Source organism: Micromonospora sp. NBRC 101691 (assembly GCF_030269285.1).
GTDB classification, from domain to species: Bacteria; Actinomycetota; Actinomycetes; order Mycobacteriales; family Micromonosporaceae; genus Micromonospora; species Micromonospora echinospora.
On the sequence record NZ_BSTB01000001.1, the window covers coordinates 102,866 to 125,758 of the forward strand.

19 protein-coding genes are annotated in these 22,893 nt (G+C 72.5%); 8 read left to right on the forward strand and 11 right to left on the reverse strand.

Features of this window, described 5'->3' with window-relative positions; translation table 11 throughout:
* Nucleotides 1-257 precede the first annotated feature (257 nt).
* Genes QSK20_RS00385 through eda form a run of 7 tightly spaced genes read left to right on the forward strand, consistent with a single transcriptional unit; the run spans nt 258 to nt 7,866 of the window.
* Complete coding sequence (locus QSK20_RS00385; protein ID WP_285786541.1) at nt 258-1,322, forward strand: sugar ABC transporter substrate-binding protein; 1,065 nt, start codon at nt 258-260, stop codon at nt 1,320-1,322.
* A 19-nt stretch (nt 1,323-1,341) separates the two neighbouring features.
* The gene (locus tag QSK20_RS00390; protein ID WP_285786542.1) at nt 1,342-2,895 is read left to right on the forward strand and encodes a sugar ABC transporter ATP-binding protein; all 1,554 of its coding nucleotides are present in this window, start codon (nt 1,342-1,344) and stop codon (nt 2,893-2,895) included.
* Nucleotides 2,892-3,923, forward strand: a complete 1,032-nt coding sequence (locus tag QSK20_RS00395) for an ABC transporter permease (protein ID WP_285786543.1) — start codon at nt 2,892-2,894, stop codon at nt 3,921-3,923. The genes QSK20_RS00390 and QSK20_RS00395 overlap by 4 nt, the downstream gene beginning before the upstream one ends.
* A gap of 29 nt (nt 3,924-3,952) precedes the next feature.
* Nucleotides 3,953-4,939, forward strand: a complete 987-nt coding sequence (locus QSK20_RS00400) for a sugar phosphate isomerase/epimerase family protein (protein ID WP_285786544.1) — start codon at nt 3,953-3,955, stop codon at nt 4,937-4,939.
* Between the two features lie 5 nt (nt 4,940-4,944).
* On the forward strand, nt 4,945-5,916 hold the full coding sequence (locus tag QSK20_RS00405) for a 1-phosphofructokinase family hexose kinase (RefSeq protein ID WP_285786545.1): 972 nt from the start codon (nt 4,945-4,947) through the stop codon (nt 5,914-5,916).
* Nucleotides 5,913-7,232 carry an FGGY-family carbohydrate kinase gene (locus QSK20_RS00410; RefSeq protein WP_285786546.1) on the forward strand — a complete coding sequence of 440 codons (1,320 nt, stop codon included), beginning with the start codon at nt 5,913-5,915 and terminating at the stop codon, nt 7,230-7,232. The genes QSK20_RS00405 and QSK20_RS00410 overlap by 4 nt, the downstream gene beginning before the upstream one ends.
* Before the next feature lie 10 nt (nt 7,233-7,242).
* A complete protein-coding gene (gene eda, locus QSK20_RS00415) occupies nt 7,243-7,866 on the forward strand; it encodes a bifunctional 4-hydroxy-2-oxoglutarate aldolase/2-dehydro-3-deoxy-phosphogluconate aldolase (RefSeq protein ID WP_285786547.1) in 624 nt (207 codons plus the stop codon).
* Nucleotides 7,867-7,980: 114 nt separating this feature from the next.
* On the opposite strand, the gene QSK20_RS00420 is transcribed toward eda, so the two are convergent.
* The 7 genes from QSK20_RS00420 to QSK20_RS00450 all read right to left on the reverse strand — a co-directional run bounded on the left by QSK20_RS00420 (nt 7,981) and on the right by QSK20_RS00450 (nt 16,750).
* A complete protein-coding gene (locus tag QSK20_RS00420) occupies nt 7,981-8,574 on the reverse strand; it encodes a hypothetical protein (RefSeq protein ID WP_285786548.1) in 594 nt (197 codons plus the stop codon).
* A 132-nt stretch (nt 8,575-8,706) separates the two neighbouring features.
* Nucleotides 8,707-10,854 (reverse strand): alpha-N-acetylglucosaminidase, encoded by a 2,148-nt coding sequence (locus QSK20_RS00425; protein WP_285786549.1) that lies wholly within the window; start codon nt 10,852-10,854, stop codon nt 8,707-8,709.
* Between the two features lie 3 nt (nt 10,855-10,857).
* Nucleotides 10,858-12,192, reverse strand: coding sequence for a Gfo/Idh/MocA family protein (locus QSK20_RS00430; RefSeq protein WP_285786550.1), 1,335 nt, complete (start codon nt 12,190-12,192; stop codon nt 10,858-10,860).
* A gap of 20 nt (nt 12,193-12,212) precedes the next feature.
* Nucleotides 12,213-13,073: a carbohydrate ABC transporter permease gene (locus QSK20_RS00435; protein ID WP_285786551.1), complete on the reverse strand. Its 861-nt coding sequence runs from the start codon at nt 13,071-13,073 to the stop codon at nt 12,213-12,215.
* The gene (locus tag QSK20_RS00440) at nt 13,070-14,026 is read right to left on the reverse strand and encodes a carbohydrate ABC transporter permease (RefSeq protein ID WP_285786552.1); all 957 of its coding nucleotides are present in this window, start codon (nt 14,024-14,026) and stop codon (nt 13,070-13,072) included. The genes QSK20_RS00435 and QSK20_RS00440 overlap by 4 nt, the downstream gene beginning before the upstream one ends.
* Entirely contained in the window at nt 14,023-15,396 is a 1,374-nt protein-coding gene (locus QSK20_RS00445; RefSeq protein ID WP_285786553.1) for an ABC transporter substrate-binding protein, read from the reverse strand. The genes QSK20_RS00440 and QSK20_RS00445 overlap by 4 nt, the downstream gene beginning before the upstream one ends.
* A gap of 31 nt (nt 15,397-15,427) precedes the next feature.
* Nucleotides 15,428-16,750, reverse strand: coding sequence for an alkaline phosphatase family protein (locus QSK20_RS00450; protein WP_285786554.1), 1,323 nt, complete (start codon nt 16,748-16,750; stop codon nt 15,428-15,430).
* A 93-nt stretch (nt 16,751-16,843) separates the two neighbouring features.
* On the opposite strand from QSK20_RS00450, the gene QSK20_RS00455 reads away from it, so the two are divergent.
* Nucleotides 16,844-17,872 (forward strand): Lrp/AsnC family transcriptional regulator, encoded by a 1,029-nt coding sequence (locus QSK20_RS00455; RefSeq protein WP_285786555.1) that lies wholly within the window; start codon nt 16,844-16,846, stop codon nt 17,870-17,872.
* A gap of 62 nt (nt 17,873-17,934) precedes the next feature.
* Here the strand turns inward: QSK20_RS00455 and QSK20_RS00460 are convergent, their stop codons facing one another.
* The 4 genes from QSK20_RS00460 to QSK20_RS00475 all read right to left on the reverse strand — a co-directional run bounded on the left by QSK20_RS00460 (nt 17,935) and on the right by QSK20_RS00475 (nt 22,838).
* On the reverse strand, nt 17,935-20,133 hold the full coding sequence (locus QSK20_RS00460; RefSeq protein ID WP_285786556.1) for a transglycosylase domain-containing protein: 2,199 nt from the start codon (nt 20,131-20,133) through the stop codon (nt 17,935-17,937).
* Nucleotides 20,134-20,267: 134 nt separating this feature from the next.
* Complete coding sequence (locus QSK20_RS00465) at nt 20,268-21,047, reverse strand: hypothetical protein (RefSeq protein WP_285786557.1); 780 nt, start codon at nt 21,045-21,047, stop codon at nt 20,268-20,270.
* A 206-nt stretch (nt 21,048-21,253) separates the two neighbouring features.
* A complete protein-coding gene (locus tag QSK20_RS00470; protein WP_285786558.1) occupies nt 21,254-22,363 on the reverse strand; it encodes an SPFH domain-containing protein in 1,110 nt (369 codons plus the stop codon).
* Between the two features lie 4 nt (nt 22,364-22,367).
* Nucleotides 22,368-22,838: an NfeD family protein gene (locus tag QSK20_RS00475; protein WP_285787159.1), complete on the reverse strand. Its 471-nt coding sequence runs from the start codon at nt 22,836-22,838 to the stop codon at nt 22,368-22,370.
* Nucleotides 22,839-22,893: the final 55 nt, after the last annotated feature.

Genomic DNA, 22,893 nt, shown 5'->3' on the forward strand with positions numbered 1-22,893 from the left:
AGAACTCGACCTAGCAATAACGGAATATCCCCTTAAAAGGGACCGGCTGATGTAGTTCAGCTACCAAACTCCAGCTCACGAAGCTAACGATCAGGAAACCTGCCGTTGACATGCGAGGGGCCGAATGTAGTGTTGCTCCCAACCGAGCGGGTCTCTGCCTCGATCACCACGACGCACGTCACGGTGTCCGTCGCCGACGCCCTCCGGCTCCTCGCACAGACGGGGGACGCCCCCGCCCACCACCCCTGGAGGAACAGATGTCCCACCGGACACGCGGCAAGGCGCTCGCCCGTAGCGTCGCCGCACTGCTGACCGTCACCCTGGCCGTAGCGGCGTGCGGTGGCGGGGACGAGGCGGGCAACGGCGAGCCGGCCGACCCGATCGCCGGGCGTCCCACGCCCACCGACCAGGCCCCGGACTCCGAGACCAAGATCGCCATGATCGGCTTCGCCAACAACCCCTACTGGGTCTCGGTGAAGTCCGGCGCCGACTACGCCAACCGGGTGCTCAGCGACAAGAACGGCAAGGTCGACTGGATCGTCGCGGGCGACAACATCGACGTCCAGACGGTCTCCAGCGCGATCCGCGCCGCCGACGCCCAGGGCTACAAGGGCGTCGGGTTCTTCATCGCCGGCGAGGGCAACTGCGCCGACATCAAGACCCTCTCCGCCAAGGGCATCAAGATGGGCGCCTACAACACGCTCTTCGACTGCGTGGCCGACTCGGGCGGCACCATCAACTACGCGCAGGAGCAGTACAAGGCCGGTCAGACCGCGGCCCAGGAGATGGTCAAGGCCGCCGGTGACAAGGCCGGCAAGGTCGGCATCATCGTCAGCCAGTTCACCGCGCCCGGCTCCGAGCAGCGCCGGCAGGGCTTCGTCGACGGGCTCAAGGGCTCCAAGCTGACCCCGGTCAACCAGGGCGTCGAGGCCAAGGACTCCGCGTCGAACACCTTCTCGGCCGCGCAGAACTTCCTCCAGTCCCACGCCGACCTGGTCGGCATCTACGCCACCGCCGGTGGCCCGTTCGGCGCCGCCCAGGCCGTGGCCGCCGCCAACAAGCAGGACACCGTGAAGGTGATCGGCTTCGACATCACCACCGAGAACATCGACGCCATCAAGAACGGCTCGATGTACGGCGTGATCGGCCAGGACGCCTTCGGCCAGGGCTACAACACCGCGATCGAACTGTTCAACGCGGCGGTCACCGGTGACCAGCCGGCCGAGGTGAAGCAGGAGGCGGTCGCCCCCTTCGTCACCAAGGACAACCTCGCCGAGCACGACCCCGCGACCCTGCCGCTCGGCACCCCGGGCGCGTCCTGATCGGGAGAGTCATCCCCTCATGGAACCGACACCCCATGCGGACGGTGTCAGGTCGGCGGCCCTCGCGGCCGTCGGCCTGACCAAGTCCTTCGGCGCCGTCCGGGCGCTCCGCGACGTGTCGCTGGAGTTCCCGGCCGGCCAGGTCACCGGCCTGCTCGGCGAGAACGGCGCCGGCAAGTCCACACTCATCCGCCTCTGCTCCGGCCAGATGCAGCCGGACACCGGCCGGCTCGTCCTCGACGGCCGGGAGGTCTCCTTCGGCAACCCGCTGGAGGCGATCGCCGCCGGGGTGGTCGTGGTCAACCAGGAACCGCTGCTGATCAGCGAGCTGACCATCGCCGACAACCTGTTCCTCTACGACCTCGGGGAGCGCCCCGGGTACGCGGTCGCCCGCCGTGGAGCGAACGTCCAGCGGGCCCGCGAGCTGCTCGACCGGCTCGGGATGACCAGCTACCTGCCCGACCCGTCGACGCTCTGCCGCGACCTGTCGGCGGCGTCCCGGCAGATGGTCGACATCGTCCGGGCACTCTCCCGCCAGCCCAAGGTGCTCTTCCTCGACGAGCCCAACTCCAGCCTCACCCACGAGGAGTCCGAGCGGCTCTTCGCGGTGATGTCCCGGCTGCGCGACGAGGGTGTCGCGGTCGTCCTGGTCAGCCACCGGCTGGCCGAGGTCTACTCGATCGTCGACAACGTGATCGTGCTGCGCGACGGCACGTTCGTCGCCGCCGGGCCGCCCGACGAGATCCACCAGCAGCGTGCCGTCGCCCTGATGGCCGGCGAACGCAAGCGGGCGGTCGTGGCGGAGGTCGTCGCCGACCGGGCCGACACGATCGCCGGGGCCGAGGTGGCGCTGGAGCTGGAGGGCCTGACCGGTGACGGTTTCACCGATGTCAGCTTCACCGTGCGCCGGGGCGAGATCGTCGGCATGTCCGGGCTGGTCGGCGCCGGTCGTACCGAGATCGCCGAGGCGGTGATCGGGCTGCGCACGCCGACCCGGGGCGGCATCCGCGTCGCCGGCCGACCGGTACGGATCCCCAGCCCCGGCCGCGCCCAGCGGCTCGGCCTCGCCTACGTCGCGGAGGAACGCCGCACCGAGGTCTTCCACGCCCAGAGCGTCGGCTACAACCTGACCGTCCGGGTGCTGTCCAGCCTCGGCCGGCTCGGCTGGGTCTCCCCCCGTCGGACCAACGCCAAGGCACGGGAGCTGACCGAACGCTTCGGCGTCAAGGCCGCCTCCAGCGAGGCGCTGATCACCTCGCTCTCCGGCGGCAACCAGCAGAAGGTGCTGCTCGCGCGGGCCCTCGCCGCCCGGCCGAAGGTGCTGATCCTGGACGAGCCGACGCGGGGCGTCGACGTCGGCACCAAGGCGGAGATCTACGCGACGCTGCGCGCCCTCGCCCACGAGGAGGGCCTGGCGGTCTGGTTCATCTCGTCCGAACTCGAAGAGGTCGTCGAGCTGGCCGACCGCGTGGTGGTCGTTCGCAACGGACGCGTCACCCTCGATGCCCCGAACAACGCCGGACCCCAGCCCATCGTCGCCGCGGCCATGGGCGCGACCGAAGGAACGACATGAGTGCCACTCTCGCCAAGCGGCAGGAGCGCTCCTGGAAGGACAGCGCCCTGTCGCTGGTCAAGCGCCAGGAGACCGGACTGTTCGGCGTCATCGTCGTGCTGGCCCTGGCGGTCAGCCTCGCCAACGAGAACTTCCTGCGCAAGGACAACCTCTACAACGTCCTCCAGACGGTGGTCGTGGTCGGCATCATCGCCGTCGGGCAGACGTTCGTCCTGATCGCCAAGGAGATCGACCTGTCGGTCGGCTCGGTCCTGGCCCTCTCGGCGGTGACCGCCGGCTCGGTGTACGGCAGCGGGGCCAACCCGTGGGTCGCCGCGGCCGTCGGCATCGGCGTCGGCGCGCTCTGCGGCTTCGCCGTCGGGTCGGTGGTCGTGCTCGGCCGGGTCAGCTCGTTCATCGTCACCCTCGGCATGCTCTCCATCGCGCGGGGCCTGACCCAGCTCATCACCGGCGGCCTGCCGCAGAGCATGCCGAGCGAGCTGTCCTTCATCGGCCAGGGGCGGGTCTTCGGCGGCATCCCGGTCAGCGTCATCATCTTCCTGGTGCTGGTGTTGCTCGGCCAGCTCCTGCTCACCCGGACCGTCTTCGGCCTGCGGGTGACCGCCATCGGCGACAACGACGCCGCCGCCCGTACCGGTGGTATTCCGGTCGCCTGGACCCGGGTGCTCACCTTCGTGCTGATCGGCACCCTCGCCGGCGTCGCCGGGATCGTCTTCTCCACCCAGGTCGGCGTGGCCGAGGCCCAGGCGGGCCTGGGCTACGAACTGGACGTCATCGCGGCGGCCGTCATCGGCGGCGCCAGCCTCTCCGGCGGCCGGGGCTCGATCATCGGCGCCTTCCTCGGCGCCTGCCTGCTGGGCCTGCTCCGCAACGCGTTCATCCTGCTGGCGCTCTCGCCGTTCCTCCAGCAGCTCAGCATCGGTCTGGTCATCGTCCTGGCGGCGATCTTCGACCAGTGGCGTCAGGGCAACCTGCACCACCTGCACCCGCGCCGACTCCGTCAGAAGCTCGTCCGTCGGAAGGCGTGACCTCCGCTACCGGGAAAGGACCCGCGACCATGAAACCGCAACCGTTCCGCCAGCACGACCAGCGTGTCGTCCGTGCCTTCGTCGAGGCCCGCCGGGGCCACACCGCCACCGAGCCGCGGCTGAAGTTCGGCTGGAGCAACTGGGGCTTCGGCACCGAGGACCTGGCGACCACGGCGGCCCGGCTGGAGCGCAACGACGTGCGGTACGTCGAGCTGCACGGCAACCTCTACTCCCCCGACCTCGGCTACCGCCCCGACGAGACCCTCCGGGTGCTCGGCGACCACGGCATCACCGTCTCCGGGGTCTGCGGCATGGTCACCCCGGACCAGGAGTTCGCGCACAACCTGCCGCACGTGCGGGCCCGCGCCATCGAGTACTTCCGTCGCCAGGCCGAGTTCACCGCCGCGGTGGGCGGCTCGTACCTGCTCTTCGGCGCGGGTTCGGTGGGACGGCCCACCGCGTTCGACTCCTACGAGCTGGAGCGGTCCGCCCAGACCATGCGCCTGGTGGCCGACGACTTCGCCGCCGCCGGCATCCGGGGCGCGGTCGAGCCGATCCGGCCCGAGGAGACCAGCGTGGTGCACACCTTCGCCGAGGCGCTGCGCCTGCTCGACCTGGTGGACCACCCGGCCATCGCGCACGTCAACGGGGATCTCTACCACATGCTCAGCGGGGAGCTGCACATCGGCGCCACGCTCCTCGACCACGGCGACCGTATGATCAACCTGCACCTGGCGGACACCAACCGGCGTGCCCTCGGACACGGGCTGCTCGACCTGGACGTGGTGATCATGGCACTGTACGCGGTCGGCTACCAGCGGGGTGACAACTACTGCTCGGCGGAGCCCCTCGGCGCGGGCGGCAACCCGTACGCCGCGATGAACCTGCCGCCGCAGCCGGAGCGCCTCGACGAGCTGGTCCGGGACACCGTGCGCACGTTCCGCGAGCGCGAGGACGAGGTGCTCGGCGCGAGCGACGAGGAGCTGTTCGCCCTCTACCAGATCGACTCCGAGTAGTGACGATGCCGGCGTTCACGCTGCACGTGGTCTGCCCCAACCCGGCCGTCGACCGGCTCCAGGTGGTGGAACGGTTCCGGCCGTTCGAGGTCAACCGGGTGGCGGAGGTGCGCAGCCTCCCCGGCGGCAAGGGCCTGATCGTCTGCCGGGGCGCCCGCCGTCTCGGGGCCACGGTCACCGCCCACGGCTTCGTCGGCGGCGGCACCGGCCAGGTGATCCGCGACGGGTGCGGCGACCTCGGCGTGCACGACCGGCACGTCGGGATCGCCGGGGAGACCCGGGTGACCCCGGTCGTCATCGACCGGGCCACCGGTCGGTCCACGGTGCTCAACGAACGCGGCCCCGAGGTCACCGCCGCCGACCAGGACCGGCTGCTCGCCGGCCTGGCGGAGACGGTGTCCCCGGGCGACGTCGTGGTCGCCACCGGCAGTCTGCCGCCGGGCAGCGCCGCCGACCTGCACGCCCGGGTCGCCCGGCTGGCGCTCGACCGGGGCGCGACGGCCGTCGTCGACGCCCACGGCGAGCCCCTCGCCCGGGTCGTCGAGGACGCCCGCGCCACCCGGCCCGCCGGTCGGTTGGTGGTCAAACCCAACGCCGAGGAACTCTCCGGCGTCCTGGGCCGCCCGCTGCCGGACCGGGCCGCGACCACGGCCGCCGTACGTGAACTGCACGCGACCACCGGGGTCACCTTCGTGGTCACGCTCGGCGTCGACGGGGCGGTCTGGGTCGACGGCGTCGACGAGCTGGCGGTGGACACGCCGCGCGTCGACACGGTCAACGCGACCGGCTCCGGCGACTCCTTCCTCGCCGGCCTCGCGGTCGCCCTCGGCCGGGGCGACGACCCGGCGTCGGCCCTGGTCCTGGCGTCGGCGATGGGGGCGGCCAACGCCGCGTCGCTGGAGCCCGACGTCGACCCGGCGCTGGTCGAACGGCTCCGGCACGAGGTCACGGTGAGCCGGGAGGCGACCGGCCGATGAGCCAGTTCATCGGCGTCGACATCGGCACCACCCGGACGAAGGTCGGCTGCTACGACGCCGACGCCGGCCGGCTCGTCGCGCTCCGGCACGCGCCCACCGTGGTCGACCCCGACCCGTGGGGCGGCCGTCGGGACGCCGCCCGGCTCGCGGCGTCCGTCGGCGACCTGCTGGCGCGACTGCTGGCCGACCCGGCGGTACGCCCCGACGACCTGGCCGGGGTCGGGGTCGGGTCGGTCGGCGAGGAGGTCGTGCTGCTCGCCGCCGACGGCAGCGTCACCGCCCCGGTGCTGGCCTGGTTCGCCGGCCACGGCCAGCAGGCCAGAGCGGCCCTCGGCGAGGGCAGCGGCTGGGCCGACACGGACGACACCTTCTCGGTGTTCAAGCTGCGCTGGCTGGCCGAGCACCTGCCCCACGACCTGGCGGCGGCGCGCACCTTCACCTCGCTCGCCGACTTCGTGGCGCGGGACCTGCTCGCCGACCGCACGGCCCCGGTGTTCCTCAACGTCTCGCACGCCTCCCGCACCGGACTGCTCGACGTCCGGGCCGGCGTGCTGCGCACCGACGCCCTGCCCGACCTCGGCCTGACCACGCTGGCCCTGCCCGCCCTGGTCGACAGCGCCACCGTCGTGGGCCGCACGTCGGGCGACGGCGTGCTGCCGGCCGGGGTGCCGGTGGTGGCCGGCGGCCACGACCACATGTGCGGGGCCTTCGGCACCGGCGTGCGGGCCGCCGGCGACGTCTACGTCTCGGCGGGCACCTCCGAGGCGCAGGTGCTGCTGGTCGACGCCCTGCCCGACGTGGTCGACCCGGGCCTGGACACCGGCATCTTCGTGGCCGGCGGCCTGCGGTTCGTGCACCGCGCCACCCCGTCCGGCCGGTACTACCAGGCGTGGCACGACATGCTCTACTCCGGCGTCCCCGACGCGACGATGTGGGCGGAACTGGACCGGGTCGTCGACCAGGTCGACCCGGCCACCATCGACGCCGCGCTGCGCAGCCTCCGGCTCGCCGCCCTGCCGATGGACGTCACCCGGGCCCACGTGCTGGCCAGCCTGCTCAAGGGGCTCGCGGTCGAGGCCGAGGCGACCACCGTGCGGCTGGGCCGGCTCGGCGGCGTCGACATCGCCGACGTCACCGTCGCGGGCGTGGCCGCCGGCTGGCCCACGTGGCGTCGACTGCGCCAGGATGCCACCGACCGCCGGCTCCGGTTCGTGGACGAGCCCGAGGCGACCGTCCTCGGCGTCGCCGTCCTCGCCCAATACGGTGTCACCGGCCGGGCCGACGTCCCGGTGCACCTGACCAGCACCCGACCCTGAGGAGACGACGATGGAACCGACTGAGCTGCTGCGCACGAACCGTCTCGTCCCAGTCGTCGTCCTCGACGACGCCGCGCACGCCGAACCGCTCGCCGACGCGCTGGCCACCGGCGGCCTGCCGGTCGCCGAGGTCACCTTCCGCACCCCGGCGGCGGCCGAGGCGATCGCCCGGATGGCCGCCCACGGCGGCGTCACCGTCGGCGCGGGCACCGTCACCACCGTCGACCAGGTCGACCAGGCGGTCCGGGCCGGCGCACGGTTCGTCGTCTCCCCCGGGTTCAGCGCGGCCGTGGTCCGCCGCTGCCAGGAGCACGGCATCTTCGTGCTGCCCGGCGCGAGCACCGCGACCGAGGTGATGACCGCCCTCGACGCCGGCGTCGACGTGCTCAAGTTCTTCCCGGCCGGCACCTCCGGCGGAGCCCCGGCGGTCGCCGCGCTCTCCGCGCCGTTCCCGCAGGTCCGGTTCGTCCCCACCGGCGGCATCGACGCCGACTCGGCCGCCGATTACCTGCGACTGCCGTCGGTGCTCGCCGTGGGCGGCAGCTGGATGGTGCCCCGCAAGGCCATCGCGGCCGGCGAGTTCGCCCAGGTCGCGGAGCTGGTCCGCGCCAGCGTCGCCGCCGTCGCCCGCTGACCGGCCGGCGTCGGGCCACCCCGACCACCGTCGCCGGCCGCGCCACGTCCGCTTTCGGCCGACACCCGGTCGTGCCCCGGCCTGCGCCATCGCAGCAGGCCGGGGCCCCCGGCGTCAGCGCACCGTCGTCAACAACTTCTCGACCTCGGTCAGCGTGAACGGCTCGCGAGGCCCGTCCACGGACGGCAACTCGATCCGCACCGTCAACGAGCCGAGCTGGTCCGCCGGCACGAGCTGCGACTCCACGAACGTCGCCGTACCCGCCGCCGCGATCTCCCTGCCCCCGTCCCGGTCGAGCTCCTTCCGCTTCTGCTCTGCCGGGCTGTCGTACCGGTTCGACGTCACCGCCTGGCCCTCCGCACGGCTCGGTCCGTACGACAGGGTCATCTCCTTCGACGACGGCTCCACCGGCAGCGGCGTCTCCGACGCGTTCGACACCTCCAGGGTGAGGCGGATGATCGCATCGGACTCGGCCACGTCCACACCCCACTGCGACGGCACCCGCTCCACCGCCCGCAACGTCGCCGACACCCCGTCCGGCCACAACGCCGGCCTCGACGCCGGTCCCTCGAAGACGTCGACCGACGGGCTCGGCGCGACAGCATCAGACTCGGACGGGCCGGCCGGGTCGTCCGCATCGGACGAGCAGCTGGTGGCGGCGACCAGCAGGACGGCAGTGACAGCGGCAGAGACGAGACGTGAGCGCATCCGCCCAGGATGACCCATCCCGCCTGACCGCACTACCCAGGGTCACCCGCAACCGCCGAGCCACCGGCAGACAGCGCACCGCCGGGCCGGACCGAAGCTCGGAGCCACGGTGCGGGCGGCCGGCCCGAGTGGTCAGTGGCCGAGGCGGTCGAGGAGGCGGATGGCCACCCGGAGGGTGTCGCCCTCCGGGTCGACGGGGTATCCGCCGGTCGCGTTCCGCCAGGTCTCCTCGTGCGCGACGACCCGGTCCCGGAGCACGGTGACGTCCGGCTCCCCGCCCGTCTCGGCGGCCTCGGCCAGCCAGGTCCCCCACAGCTCCCAGCGAGGCAGGTAGTAGTCGCGGACCAGGCCGGCCCAGTGCCGTCCGGAGTAGTCGTGCAGTCCGCTGGACTGGTGGCCCCAGACGGAGACGAGGCTGCGGGCGTCCCGTTCCATGGTGTCGGCCTCGGCCGGGGTGTCGCCCCAGGCACGTGCGTCGGCGATCCAGCGCCCGACCCGGCTCTCGGCGCGGGTGCCGGCGAGGTCGTCGAGGTCGAGCAGGTCGGTCCGGAGGCGGGCGAGATGGTCCCGGATGGCGGCGGCGTCGCCGGTCGCGGCGGCGGCCAGGATGCCCCGGATGTGCCGCCGGACGCCCTGCGCCAGCACGTGTCCGACCAGTTCGGCGACGTCGCGTGCGACGACGTCCGGCACGCCGGCCCCGGCGGCCCGTCCGATGAGGAGTCGGGCCGCTGTGGCGATCCGGGGCAGGTCGCCGAGCACCGTCGGGTCGTTCTCGGCGTCGATGTTCGCCGACTGCCGCTGCGGCTCCTGGTCGGCCGGCACGAACTCACCGGCGAGGCGCTGCGCGGCGAACGGGGCCTGCGCCGACCACGGGCGGGCGATCACCGGCGACGGGATGGACCGGGTACGCCCGGGACCGTAGAGCGTGTCGGCGAGGATCCGCCACGCCCGCACGACGTCGTCGTGGTCGCAGGCGTAGCGCTGCCGGGCGAACCCGGCCAGCCAGTCGTCCACCGGCGACGCCTGCCACACGAGGTCGGTGGCGAGTTCGTAGAAGACGGTGTTGTTCTCGATGGCCTCCGGGGCGAGCCCGACGCCGACCAGCCGGGACGGCCGCTCCCGCCGCAGTTCCTCGACGTCGTCACGGAGTCCGCGCAGGTCGCCGAAGAGGGCGAACCGGCCGCCGAAGTTGTGGATCGCGCACCAGACCCAGCGCCGGTCGAACATGTCGTCGCGTCGCCACATCGGCGCGTGCTCGCCCCAGAGGTCGAGCAGGACGAGCCGGTCCTCCGGCACGCCGGAGAGGTAGGCCCGCACCCGGTCGGGTCGCCAGAAGTCCCGGTGGTAGTGGAACGGCCAGCCGGCGAGCACCCAGACCGCGTCCGGGTCCCGGTCGGCCATGGACTGGTAGACCGCCCGGCCGACGGCGGCCAGGTGATCGAGGTCGCCGGAGGGCGGCACCGACTCGGTGAACGGGTCGGTGGCGTAGTGGTGGTCGGTGCCGAAGAGCGTGCGCTGGACGTCCAGGAAGTCGGCGGTCAGCGACGCGAACCGGGCGCTGTCCGGGCCGAGCAGGTGGGTGTGCCAGCCCTGCCACTCGATCTCGCCGGCCGAGGCGTCGGCCAGTTCCGGCGGGACGTGTCCACCGAACATCGGCAGGACCGGGGTCATGCCGAGAGCGCGTTGCCGGTCGAGGATCCGCCGGGCCAACGCCACGTGCCGGTCGATCCAGCTCGCCGGCAGCGGACCGCCGAACGAGTTCATGTTCCCCATCCACGTCCACGGGAAGTGCGCCGCGCTGCCGATCCAGGCGGCGGTCCGGTCCGCGTCGAGCCCGGCGCGGCGGAACATCTCGGTCAGCACCGCCTCGTGGCCGACCTGCATCAGCGGGTGGGTGACGCCGTGCAGCGCCATCCAGTCGATCTCCTGCTCCCAGCGGTCCCAGTCCCACCAGGCCGTCGAGTAGCCGTAGGTCACCGCGTTGAGGTGGTAGCGGATCGGGAAGGGGGTGGCCAGCCGGGTCGGCGGGGCGTCCGGCCACCGTTGCGGCCGGGACACCAGCCGGGGCTGTTCCCAGGTCACCTGCCGGCCGACGACGGTCTTCAGGTACTGCCCGAACGCGGACGCCGCCGCGACGGCGTCCGAGCCGCGCAGGACGAGGACCCCGTCGCGGCACTCGTACCCGCCGACGGCGGCGTCACCGTCGGCGGGTACCCGCTCCACCCGTACGTCGTGGGCCGCACCGGCGACCCGGGCGACCAGCGCGCGCACCTCGTCCATCGGTCACAGCTCCTCGACGGTGTGGTGGAGCCGGGACCGCTCGGCGGCGAAGGCGACGAGGTGGCTCTCCACGCTCTCCTCCAGCGAGCTCGGGGCGGCCTCGACGTCCTCCCCCGCCAGCCAGCGGCGGACCCGTCCGGTGAAGTCGCGCATCAGGCCGGCGTCGCCGCCCCCGTGTCCGGTGAACGCCTCGATGACCTCGTCGACCACCCCGTGGCTGCCGGCGCCGACCTGGAAGGTCTGGTCCGGTCGCCCGGTGTCCACGCTGGGCGGTGTCTCGGCGAAGGTGGTCAGGCTGATCCGGCCGGAGCGCATGTCGGCGCTGATCTCCCCGTGGCTGCCCATCAGGGTGATGGTCCGGGTGTTCTGCGCGGTGAACGCCGAGACCACCAGCGACGCGGTGACGCCGTTGCCGAACCGCAGCGCCGCCGTCTGGTGGTCGACCACGTCGTTGTCCATCCGGTAGACGCACCGGCCGTAGTCGGTGAGCCGGAGGGCGCGTCGCCGGCCGGCGACGCTGGTGTCGTTGGTGACGACGGTGACCGGTGGCCCGTCGACGGCGGCGAGCTGGTCGACGTAGAGCCGCTCGGCGTTGTACGGGCAGGTGTCGGCGACGGCGCAGCCGTCCACGCAGCGTTCGGTGGAGCCGGCCGGGGCGTGTTCGGCCCGGAAGTGGCGGCGCTCGCCGAACGAGACGACCTCGGTGCAGGGCGCCCCCACCAGCCAGCGGAGGATGTCGAGGTCGTGGCAGGCCTTGGCCAACAGCATCGGGCTGGACCGGTCGGCGCGGTGCCAGTTGCCGCGCACGTAGCTGTGCGCGAAGTGCCAGTACGCCACGTTCTCGATGTGCGAGATTCCCTGCAACTGGCCGATCCGGCCCTCGTCGAGCAGGCGGCGCAGGGTGCGGAAGAACGGCGTGTAGCGCAGCACGTGCGCCACGGTCACCGTGCCGGAGCTGAGTCGGGCGGCCGAGGTGAGCCGGTGCAGCTCCTCCTCCGTCGGCGCGATGGGCTTCTCCAGCAGGACGTGCAGGCCCAGGTCGAGGGCGCGCAGCGTGGGGTCGACGTGGTCCCGGTCGGGGGTCGCCACGACCACCGCGTCCCAGGGTCCGGGTGCCGCGAGCGCCTGCCGCCAGTCGGGGAAGCGGTGGGCCGCCGCTACGTCGTGCGCGTCGCCCAGCCGGTCGCGGCGTTCGGCGTCCGGCTCGGCGACCGCGACCACGCGGGCCTCCTGCGGGTGTTCCAGACACCACTGCGCGTACGCGTGCGCGCCGCGTCCTCCGGCGCCGAGCACGAGCAGTCGCGCCGGAGGCGTTCCCGGTGGCACAGGGCCTGTCACGTCGATCATCCTTTCGCGGATCACTTGTCCGACCCCGAGGTCAGGCCGGAGACGATGTAGCGCTGGGCGAGGAAGAAGATGACGATGACCGGTACGGTCACCGCGATGGAGCCGGCCAGCAGCACGGTCACCGGCACCTGGAAGTCGGTGAGCTGGGAGAGTCCGAGCGGCGCCGTCCACCGGGACCGGTCCTGGACGAGGAAGAGCAGCGCGTAGAAGTACTCGTTCCAGGCGATCATGAACACGTAGATGGCGGTCGCCACCACGCCGGGCAGCGCGATCGGCAGCACCACGCGGCGCAGCATGGTCGGCAGCGAGCAGCCGTCGAGCAGGGCCGCCTCCTCGACGCTCTCCGGCAGGGCGAGGAAGTAGTTGCGCATCATGTACAGCGCCACCGGGACGGTGGCCGCGACGTAGATGACCAGCAGTCCGACGAGCGACCGGGTCAGGCCCATCCGGCTCAGGATGACGAACTTCGGCACCGCGAGCACGATCCCGGGGAACAGGTAGACGGCGAGGACGACCCCGCTGGTGAAGCGGCGGCCCCGGTAGCGCAGGCGGGCCACCGCGTACGCCCCGAAGATGCAGGCGACGATGCTCACCGCGACGGTGGCGAGAGCGACCAGCAGGGAGTTGAGCACGAACCGGCCGAGCCCGAAGCCGCCCGCCGACTCGTCCTTCATCGCCGTGGTGTAGCTGGACAGGTCGATCTCGCCGAGGCCGGGTACGACGTCGAGGGGTTCGAGCAGCACCGCGGAGAACGGACGCAGCGAGAGCAGCACGCCGTAGAGGACCGGCCCCACGCTGCAGAACAGCGCGACGGTGACGAGCGTCCAGCGCAGCACGGACACCGGGCGCGAGGAGCGCGACGGCGAACTCACAACGTCTCCTTCCGCCGGGAGACCAGCACGTAGCCGGCCAGCAGCACGCCGAGGATCAGCGACATCAGCAGGCCGTACGCGGCGGAGCTGCCGATGTCCGAGCGGGTGATCAGCTCGGTGTAGACCTTGATCGCCATGACCTGGGTGCCGCCGGCGCCCTCGGTCAGCAGGTAGACGTCGTTGAAGTTCTGGAACGACCAGATGAAGCGGATCAGCAGCAGCAACAGGATCACGCCACGCAGCTGCGGCAGGATGACGTACCGCAGGTTCTGCCAGCGGGACGCACCGTCCAGGGCCGCCGCCTCCTCGATCCCGGCCGGCACGTTCTGAAGGCGGGCGGTGACGAAGAGGAAGGCCAGCGGGAACGACTTCCAGATCTCGAAGGCGACCACGACGAGCAGGGACACCGGCACCGGCAGCCCGGCCAGGTCCGCCGACGAGGTGCTGAGGAAGCCGATCGGCCCGTCCCAGCCGAGGTACTCCTGGCCGAACGCGTTGACGATGCCGTACTGCGGGTTGAGCATCGTGCGCCAGATCATCGCCGCGGCGATCACCGGCAGCACGTACGGGACCAGCAGCAGCGCCCGGACCAGGCCGCGCCCCCGGAAGGGCCGGCGCAGGGCGAGGGCGAGGGCCAGTCCGACGCCGATCGATCCGAGCGTGGTCAGGGTCGCGTAGGCGACGGTGGTCCGGAGCGAGCCCCAGAACGCGTCGGAACGCATGGCGTCGGCGATGTTCTCGGACGTCCACTCGATCGTCGACGGCGACAGCCGGGGGATGTCGATCAGCCGGGTGTCGGAGAACGCGAAGACGACGACCAGCAGGAACGGCAGCAGGACGACCAACGCGACCAGCGCCAGGGTCGGTCCGGTGAGGAGCTGACCGCTGAGGTTCTCCCGCTGGGACCGACTCAGTCGGTCCCAGCGGGAGGTCCGCATCGTCGGCGTGCTCACAGTTCGGCCTGGACCTTCCGCGCCTCCTCGGCCATCGCCTTCGTCACCTGCGCGGCCGGCTCGCCGCCGTAGAGGCGCTCCAGGAACTGCGCGAGGACGTTCTGGGCGGTGACCGCGCCGGAGAGCGGGGAGTCCTTGGTGCCCATGCCCCAGAGGCTCACCGCGTTCATCCCGTCCCGGATGGCGGTGACCATCTCCGGGCCGTACAGGTCGGCGACGGAACTCTTGGCCTCCGGCCCGATGCCGAGCTTGCTCCACGCGTCGAGGTAGGCGTTCGGGTCGGCCTTGGTGCCGTTGCGTAGCGGGATCCGGCCCTCGGTCGCCGAGGCGAGCACGTCGGCGTAGCCGTCCTCCAGCATGAACCGGATGAACTGCTGCGCCGCGTCGGTGTTGGCCCCCTCGGGGATGCCGTAGCCCAGGGTCGCGCCGTACTGGGCGGGCTGGTTGCGGTCGAGCACCGTGATGAAGCCCGAGTTCTTCGCGAGGAACGCCGGATCGGCCTTGCACTCCGGGCAGGTCGCCGGGTTGGCCGAGTCGAGACCGGCCAGCTCGTCGAGGATGTGGGTGGAGAAGAGCAGCATCGAGGCACGTCCGGCCAGGTACGCCGCGCGGGCGCTGGTGACGTCGAAGTCCCCCTGCGTGCTGGAGTCCCGCAGCACCTTGAACTGCTCGGCCGCCCGGGTGCACTCCGGGGAGTCGATGGTGACCTTGCCCGCCTGGACGAGCTGGCACCCGGCGCTCTGGAACGTCGAGTAGACGCCCTCGGTCCCGGAGGCGGTGCCGGCCTGCGTACCCAGGGCGATGCCGCTCACCCCGGTCGCCTTCATCCGGGTGGCCGCCTGGGCCAGTTGCTCCAGGTTGGTGGGCACCTCGACCCCGGCGGCCCGGAGGAGGTCCTTGCGGTACACGACGAGGTGCACCCAGCCGTCGCTCGGCACCGCGCCGACCGTGCCGTCCAGGCTGAACGCCTTGATCGCGTTGGCGTTGAACGTGTCGGCGCCGAGGTCCTTGACGACCTTGTCGGCGGCCTCCGTGTCGAGCAGCCCCTGGTTGCGCCAGGCCGCGGTGGTCGTGGCGCTGTGCAGCATCACGTCGGGCACGTCGCCGGACGCGGCGCCGGTGGCCAGGGACTGCTGCTGGTCGGTCTCGCTGAGCGGGACGACCTTCACGGTGATGCCGGTCTTCTCGGTGAACCGGGCCGCCACCTTCTCCTGCGCCGCGACCCGGGCCGGGGTCGTCTGCGGCGTCCAGAAGGTGATCTCCTTGGCGTCGTCCCCCGACTCGCCGGACCCGCCGCAGGCGGCGAGCAGGGTGAGCGCGGTCGCGGCGGCGACCGCCGCCGCGACCCGGCGCGTGATCAGGTGAGCCATGTGTCCATCTCCTCGATCTGCGTGGTGACGGTCAGGACCGCTCCAGCGCGCCGCGCATGACGCGGCCCTGTGCGGTCGACGGCGGTCGCACCCCGAGCAGGGCGCTGATGGTGGGCGCCACGTCGACCAGGCCGACGTTGCGCAGCGGAACGCCCCGGCGGATCCCGGCGCCGGAGAGCACCATCGGAACCTCCGCCTCCGCCAGCGCGCCGTGCGAGCCGCGCGGCGCGCCGTCGGTGAGCGTGGAGAGGTGGTACGGCTCCACCGGCTCCACCACCAGGTCGCCGAGCTTGTCGCTGGCCTTCAGCCGGCGCAGGTCACCGGCGTCGCGCACCGCCGCGATCCCGGGGATGCCCTCGATGATCCGGGCGATCCGGCGGGCGTTCTCCGGGGTGTCCGCCCGGCCGCGCAGGGTGATGTCGGCGGTCCGGGGCGCGGCGACCACGACGATCTCGCTGGCCGGGTCCGGGGCGGCTCCGGAGGAGGGCAGTACCTGGACTCTCAGGCCGGTGGCGGTGAGCCGCTCCACCACCTCGGGCAGCAGCGGGACGGTCCACTCGCGGACCCCGTGGTCGGCGGTGACCAGGAACGTCGTCCGGTCCAGGATGCCGGCGTCCCGGGCGGCCTCCCGGACCCGGCCGATCTGGGCGTCGAGGCGGGCGAGCGTGGCGGGCAGATCGGGGGCGGAGAAGCCGCCCTCGTGCAGGACGCCGTCCGCGTCGTCGCAGTACACGGTGATCAGGTCCGGGATCCGGGGCGGGTCGACGAGGGTGCCGCCGGAGTCGACGGGCTCACCGCGCAGCAGCTTGACCGCCTGGTCCGCGCGGCTCTCGCAGTTCCCGCCGGGCTGGACGTACAGCGCCTCGGGGTCGCCGTAGGTGGCGCCGTGGTTCTGCACCACGTACCACTGGAGGTAGGCGGCGGTGCGGCCCTGGCGGCGCAGCGACTGCGCGATCGTCTCGACGCCGGGTTCGACGTACCGCTCCTGCGAGACGGTCCGGTCGGTCTCCTGGTTCAGGTAGTAGCCGGTGTTGCGGTGCACGGCCGGGTACGCGCCGGTCGCGGTGGTGGCGCGCGACGAGTTCGAGTACGACGAGTACGAGCCCTCGGCCACGCCGTGGACGCCGTCGGCGATCAGTGCCCGGAGGTGGGGCATCGCCGCCAGGTCGGCGTACCGTCCGTCGAGGAACCGGGGATCGAACCCGTCGAAGTCGAACATGATCACGTGTTGGGCGGGCCGCGCCGGTGCCGCCGTCGCGGTCGCCGAACCGGCCGGCAGCGCCGCCACCGCGACGAGCGCGGCGGTCCCGGCCGCCGTCGCCCTGACCGCCGAACGCCTCCTGACCTGCGCCATCCCTGCCTCCCCAGACTTCGGACCGTCGGCCAGAGTCTGCCGGACAGGCGAGGCAGATTGTCAAGATCGCTGCCGGGGTTGCAAGATTCAAGCATGAACGACCGCCCTGGTGACGGCAATGACGGATCCCTGGACGAACTCGACCGGCGGATCATCGGCGCGCTCCTCGCCCACCCGCGCGCCACCCACGCCCAGATCGGCGAGGCGGTGTTCACCTCGGAGGCGACCGTCTCCCGGCGGATCCCCCGGCTGCTGCGCACCGGGCGGGTACGGGTCATCGGGGTGATGGACGGCGAGGCGACCCGGCGGGCCCGTTCGCTCTTCGTCCGGCTGCGCTGCCGTCCCGACGCGGCGAGCCGGTCGGCGGAGCATCTGGCCCGGTGGCAGGAGTGCGGATCGGTCAAGCTGCTCACCGGCAGTGTCGACTGCCTGGCCGAACTTTCCTACACCTCGAACCAGCACCTGCTCCAGCTCATGTCGGAGCAGCTACCCGGTCTGGACGGCGTCCTCGCGGTCTGGAGCAACCAGGTGATCCGGCGGTTCTCCACCCCGCACAACTGGAGCCCGCAGCTCCTGCCGCCCGAGATGGTCGACCGGTTGCGGGCCCAGCGCGTGGACCGCTGGGACGAACAGCCGCCCGCCGGGGAACCGCCCCGGCTCAGCCCGCTCGACGAGGCGATCGTCGCCCAGCTCGCGGTGGACGGCCGGCAGGGTTGGCAGCAGGTCGCCGAACGGTGCCGGGTGAGCGCGGCGACCGTACGCCGCCGGGCCGAGGCGATGATGACCGCCGGTGTCCTGCGCATGCGTACGGTCGTCGAGCCCAGCGTGGTCGGGCTCGCGGTGAACGCGTTCGTCTGCCTCAGCGTCAACCCCACCCAGCTCGGACAGGCCGGTGAGCTGCTCGCCGGGCACCCGGCCGTGCTGATGATGGCCGCGACGACCGGCGACCGGAACCTGTGCGGCGAGATCGCCCTGGAGAGCGACGCCGCGCTCTACGAGTTCCTGTCCGGCACGGTCGGGGGACTTCCCGGTCTCCAGCACGCGGACGTGGCGGTCGCCCTGCGTTCCGTCAAGCGGGCCGGCCTCGTCCTTCCCCTCGCCGGGCAACCGCCGCCCCGATGACCCGGCGGCCAGCCGGCCGGGTGCGGCCAGCACCGGCCGCCCGGGGCGGCGGACCACACGGGTCAGCGGGGCACGCCCCCGAGCCGGTCGAACCAGTCCCGCAGGTCCAGGTCCAGGTCGAGGTCCCGTCCGGAGCGGCTGGACGACGGGGGCGCCTGGCCGTCCTCGCCCAGGGCGATCCGCCGGCTCGGCGGGGTGAAGTCGACAGCCGGTTTACCCTCGGTGGCGACGTCGATCACCCGGGCCACCGCCCCCACCACACCGGACTGCGCCGAGATGCCCACCCGGTCGGTCGGGTCGTCGGGGTTGGCCGCGATGCCGGCGACGGCGACCTGCGGGGTGTACGCCACGAACGACTTGGCGGCGTCCTGGTCCGAGGTGCCGGACTTGCCGGCCAGCGGGCGACCGCCGACGATCCGGTCGGCGGTGGTGGCGGTGCCGCCGGTGCACCGGCCGTACGCGGGATCCTGGCCGACCGGGCAGCGGGCCGCGTCGGTGGCCGCCCGCGCCACGTCGGCGTCGAGCACCCGCCGGCAGGACGGGTCCCCGGCCGGGAGCTTCGTGCCGTCCGGACCGGTGATCGAGAGCACCGGCAGCGGCTCGCAGTACGTGCCCTCGGCGGCCACCGTGGCGTACGCGTTGGCCAGGTCCAGCGGCGTGGTCGCCGACACGCCGAGGGTGAAGGCCCCCCAGTCGGCGGCGTCGGTGCGGGCCAGGTTCTCGTCGAGGTCGGAACGGAACCGGATGCCGAGCCGCTCCGCCATCTCGACCACCTTGGCCGGTCCGACCTCCTCCGAGAGGCGGACGAAGTAGGTGTTCACCGAGCGGCCGAAGCCGTCCCACATGGTCCGGTAGCCGTTCATGCTGGCCGGGTCGGCGTTGGACGGGCACCACCGGTCACCGCAGACCGCCGTCGTGTTCTCGGCCGGGTGACGGGTGACCAGCCGGGTCGGCGCGTAGTACTCGGTGTCCAGGGGCAGCCCCGACTCCAGGGCGGCGAGCATGGTGAACAGCTTGAACGTGGACCCGGCCTGGTAGCCGTCGATGGCCCCGCCGCCGGCCACGAGCTGGTTGACCGTGTTCGGGCGGTTGTCCTGCCCGTCGGGGTTGTCGGCGAGGCTGTAGTTCCGGTTGACGGCCATCGCCAGCACCCGGCCGGTGCCCGGCTCGACCGCGGCGATCGGCAGCGCCCGGGGCTCGTCGGCGTCGAAGACCGCCAGCGACTGCCGCAACGCGCTCGCCTGCACCGCCGGGTCCAGCGAGGTCACGATCGTGTACCCGCCCCGGTTCAGGGCCTGCTCGCGTTCGGCGACCGTGCTGCCGAAGGCCGGTTGCTCCAGCCACCAGCTGCGCAGGTAGTCGCAGAAGAAGCCCCAGTCGGCGTGGTCGCCGGAGAGCGCGGTGCAGCCGTTGGGCTGCTCGGTCGGGTCGAGCGTCAACTCCTCGGCGCGGGCCTGCTCCGCCTGCTCGGCGGTGATCGCGCCGGTGACCACCATCGAGTCGAGCACGTACGAACGGCGGACCAGGGCCGCGTCCCGGTCGCCGTCGATCGGGCTGTACTCGTTCGGCGACTGCACCAGCCCGGCCAGCAGGGCGGCCTGGGCGAGGGTCAGCTCCGCCGGGGTGACGCTGAAGTACCGTTCGCTGGCCGCCGCGATGCCGTACGCCCCGGAGCCGAAGTACGCGATGTTCAGGTAGCGGGCGAGGATCTCGTCCTTGTCGAGGGTCTGCTCCACCGCGGCGGCGTACCGGATCTCCTGGAGCTTGCGCCCGACGCTCACCTCGGTCGCGCTCTGGCGCTCCTCGGCGGTGCGCTCCGGGTCGCTCTTGAGCACGTTGCGGACGTACTGCATGGTCAGCGTGGAGGCGCCCTGCGTGGTCCCCTCCTTGGCGTTGCTGACCAGGGCGCGGGCCAGGCCGCGCAGGTCCACGCCGCCGTGGGAGTAGAAGCGCCGGTCCTCGGCGGCCACGACCGCCTGGCGCATCACCGGCGCGATCTCGGCCAACGGCACGTCCCGCCGGTTGACGTCGTAGAAGCTGGTGATCGGCGTCCGCCCGTCGGCCGCGTAGACGACGGTGCGCTGGGCGGGGGTCGGGGTCCGCAGTTCCTGCGGCAGGCCGCCCCAGGCTTCGCTGGCCGACTTCACCGCCAGGCCGAACAGCAGGTTGCCGGGGAACACGGCGGCGGCCAGGACGAGACCGGCGAGGACACCGCAGAGCAGCACGGTGGCCAGCCGGCCCACCAGCGATCGGGAACGCATTTTCCCAGGTTGACGCGGTCTTCCGCGCATCGCCCACCGTCCGGCGCGGGTTGCCAGGAAACTCACGGCGACCCCTCGGGACCCGCTCCACCGTCTGGGGCCCGATGGCGGACGGTGTCCGTTTCGTCCCCCGCTCATCGGGAGCCGGCCGGCGGCGTCGGGGTGGCGAGACTCGCGGCGGCGGCGTCCCGGACGATCTGCTTCGGCACCAGTCGACCCGCGCGGTAGGCGATGCCGATCCCGGCGATCAGGGCGAACACCGCGCCGAAGGTCTGCAACGAGCCGAACAGGGCACCGCCGAGGCCGAGCAGGGGCGCGGCGATGACCAGCAGGACGCCGTCGCCGATGCTGAACACCCCGGAGCGGGCGACCGCCCAGCCGGTCAGGGCCCAGCCGACGCTGTAGCAGGTCGCCCCGATCAGCACCAGGCTCCGGGCGGTGGTGCCGAAGACCGGGGTCTGCTCGGTGAGTCCGGCGAACGGCAGCATCAGCACCGTACCGGCGAGGCTCACCAGCAGACCGGTCGCGGCGCTGCGGCGACTGCGGGTGGTGACCAGCAGACCGGCCAGCGCCAGCAGGGCGAGCAGGCCCACCCAGACCGCTGCGACCCAGCCGACCAGGTAGATCGGCCGACCGTCGGCGGGGTACGGGTCGTTGCCGACTCCGCCGTCACTGGCCAGGGCCACCGTGCCGTAGAGGAGCGCGTACGCCGGCAGCAGCCACACCGACGCACGGGCCAGCCGGCGCATCGACCAGGCCCAGGTGGCGTTCGTGGCCGGGCCGGTCGGCGTCGGCTCGACGACGAAGGGCAACACCCCGAACCCACCCCCGGTGCGGCGGGAGCCGAGGGGCCCCGTCGGGTCGTGCGCCCCGGGCACCACCGCGCGACGAACCGGTCTCGTCGGGTCGTTCATGCGTCACCTCGCTCTGCTCCGGGGCCGGTCGGGCCCACCGACCGCAGGGTCGGCGAGGCGGACCGGCCGGTGGCCGCAGACGCGTACGGCGCCCCGGCACCTGGTCACCATCGGTCCTCAACACCGATCGTGGCAGGCACCGGAGCGCCGTATGAGTGCTATTCGCTTTTTGCCCCCGGACTCGGGGTCGGTGCCCTTCGCCCTGGTCAGCCCCGTTCGCGCTGGTCGGACGGGTCCTGGAGCAGACTCTGCGGCGAGACCGGCTCCGGCGCGGGCAGCCCCTGCGGACCGTTGCCGCCGGTGGCCTGCGCCTCGGCGACGCGTACCTCGTCGTGGATCTGCTGGGCGGCGGCCGCGGCGGCCTGCGCGGCCTCGGCCGCCTCCCGCTCCACGTCGCTCGCCCCGGACGAGGCCTGCGGGGACGGGGCGTCCCCGACCATCTGGCTCAGCCCACCGAGCGCGCCGCCCATGCCCTCCAGGGCCTTGGTCAGCTCGGCCGGCACGATCCAGACCTTGTTGGCCTGGCCGTTGGCGATCTGCGGAAGGGCCTGGAGGTACTGGTAGGCGAGCACCTTCTGGCTCGGGTTGGCCTGGTGGATCGCGTCGAAGACGGTGCGGATCGCCTTCGCCTGACCCTCGGCCTGGAGGATCCGCGCCTGCCGGTCACCGTCGGCCCGCAGCACCGCCGCCTGCTTCTCACCCTCGGCGGTGAGGATCTGCGACTGCTTGTGCCCCTCGGCGTTGAGGATCGCCGCCCGGCGGTCCCGCTCGGCGCGCATCTGCTTCTCCATCGAGTCGCGGATGCTCGGCGGCGGCTCGATGGCCTTGATCTCCACCCGGGTCACCTTGATGCCCCAGCGGCCGGTGGTCTCGTCCAGCACCCCGGAGAGGTGCCGGTTGATCTCCTCCCGGCTGGTCAGCGCCCGCTCCAGGTCCAGCGAGCCGATCACGTTCCGCAGCGTGGTGACGGTGAGCTGCTCGATCGCCTGGAGGAAGTTCGAGATCTCGTACGTGGCCCGGACCGAGTCGACCACCTTGAAGTAGAGCACCGTGTCGATCGAGACGACCAGGTTGTCCGACGTGATCACCGGCTGCGGCGGGAAGCTGACCACCTGCTCGCGCAGGTCGACCTTGGTCCGGACCGCGTCGACGAACGGCACCAGGAGGTTCAGGCCCGGGTTCAGCGTGCGCCGGTAGCGACCGAACCGCTCCACCACGTCCTGGCGCTGCTGCGGCACGATCCGCACCGCCTTCGCCAACGCCACCACCCCGATCAGGGCCATGGCGATGAGCAGTACCGCGATCACCAGTTCCATACGTTCACCTTTCCGACCCGGGCAGCGCGCCCGGGGAGACGTCGTCCTGCCAGACCAGGGCGGTCGCGCCCCGCACCTGGATGACCTGCACACGCTGGCCCGGCACGAACACCTGGGTGGCGTCGTACGGCCGGGCGGTCCACAACTCGCCGTCGATCTTGACCAGTCCGCTGTCGGTGTCGACCCGCTCCAGCACCAGCGCGGTCGCCCCCTCCAGGGCCTCGACCCCGAACGGCTGCTCACCGCTCTCGGCCGCCGAGCGGCGGTGCTTCTGGATGGTCGGCCGCGCCGCGACGACGGTCAGCGCCGACACGGCCGCGAAGACGACGGCCTGGATCGCCACCGGCGCGCCGAGCGCCGCCGCGCCGGCCGCGGCGAACGCGCCGACCGCGAACATCAGCAGGAACAGCGTCGCCGTGAAGATCTCGGCGACGGCCAGCACCACACCCAGCACAATCCACACCACCGCGTCCACGTCTTCGATACTGGCACGTCGGCGCACCCGTATCCCACCTTGAAGATCAGTAAGC

Bases quoted from the DNA above. Each gene is read 5' to 3' on its own strand.
- QSK20_RS00385 (WP_285786541.1), top strand. From the start codon at position 258: ATGTCCCACCGGACACGCGGCAAGGCGCTCGCCCGTAGCGTCGCCGCA.
- QSK20_RS00390 (WP_285786542.1), top strand. From the start codon at position 1,342: ATGGAACCGACACCCCATGCGGACGGTGTCAGGTCGGCGGCCCTCGCG.
- QSK20_RS00395 (WP_285786543.1), top strand. From the start codon at position 2,892: ATGAGTGCCACTCTCGCCAAGCGGCAGGAGCGCTCCTGGAAGGACAGC.
- QSK20_RS00400 (WP_285786544.1), top strand. From the start codon at position 3,953: ATGAAACCGCAACCGTTCCGCCAGCACGACCAGCGTGTCGTCCGTGCC.
- QSK20_RS00405 (WP_285786545.1), top strand. From the start codon at position 4,945: ATGCCGGCGTTCACGCTGCACGTGGTCTGCCCCAACCCGGCCGTCGAC.
- QSK20_RS00410 (WP_285786546.1), top strand. From the start codon at position 5,913: ATGAGCCAGTTCATCGGCGTCGACATCGGCACCACCCGGACGAAGGTC.
- eda (WP_285786547.1), top strand. From the start codon at position 7,243: ATGGAACCGACTGAGCTGCTGCGCACGAACCGTCTCGTCCCAGTCGTC.
- QSK20_RS00420 (WP_285786548.1), bottom strand. From the start codon at position 8,574: ATGCGCTCACGTCTCGTCTCTGCCGCTGTCACTGCCGTCCTGCTGGTC.
- QSK20_RS00425 (WP_285786549.1), bottom strand. From the start codon at position 10,854: ATGGACGAGGTGCGCGCGCTGGTCGCCCGGGTCGCCGGTGCGGCCCAC.
- QSK20_RS00445 (WP_285786553.1), bottom strand. From the start codon at position 15,396: ATGGCTCACCTGATCACGCGCCGGGTCGCGGCGGCGGTCGCCGCCGCG.
- QSK20_RS00450 (WP_285786554.1), bottom strand. From the start codon at position 16,750: ATGGCGCAGGTCAGGAGGCGTTCGGCGGTCAGGGCGACGGCGGCCGGG.
- QSK20_RS00455 (WP_285786555.1), top strand. From the start codon at position 16,844: ATGAACGACCGCCCTGGTGACGGCAATGACGGATCCCTGGACGAACTC.
- QSK20_RS00460 (WP_285786556.1), bottom strand. From the start codon at position 20,133: ATGCGTTCCCGATCGCTGGTGGGCCGGCTGGCCACCGTGCTGCTCTGC.
- QSK20_RS00465 (WP_285786557.1), bottom strand. From the start codon at position 21,047: ATGAACGACCCGACGAGACCGGTTCGTCGCGCGGTGGTGCCCGGGGCG.
- QSK20_RS00470 (WP_285786558.1), bottom strand. From the start codon at position 22,363: ATGGAACTGGTGATCGCGGTACTGCTCATCGCCATGGCCCTGATCGGG.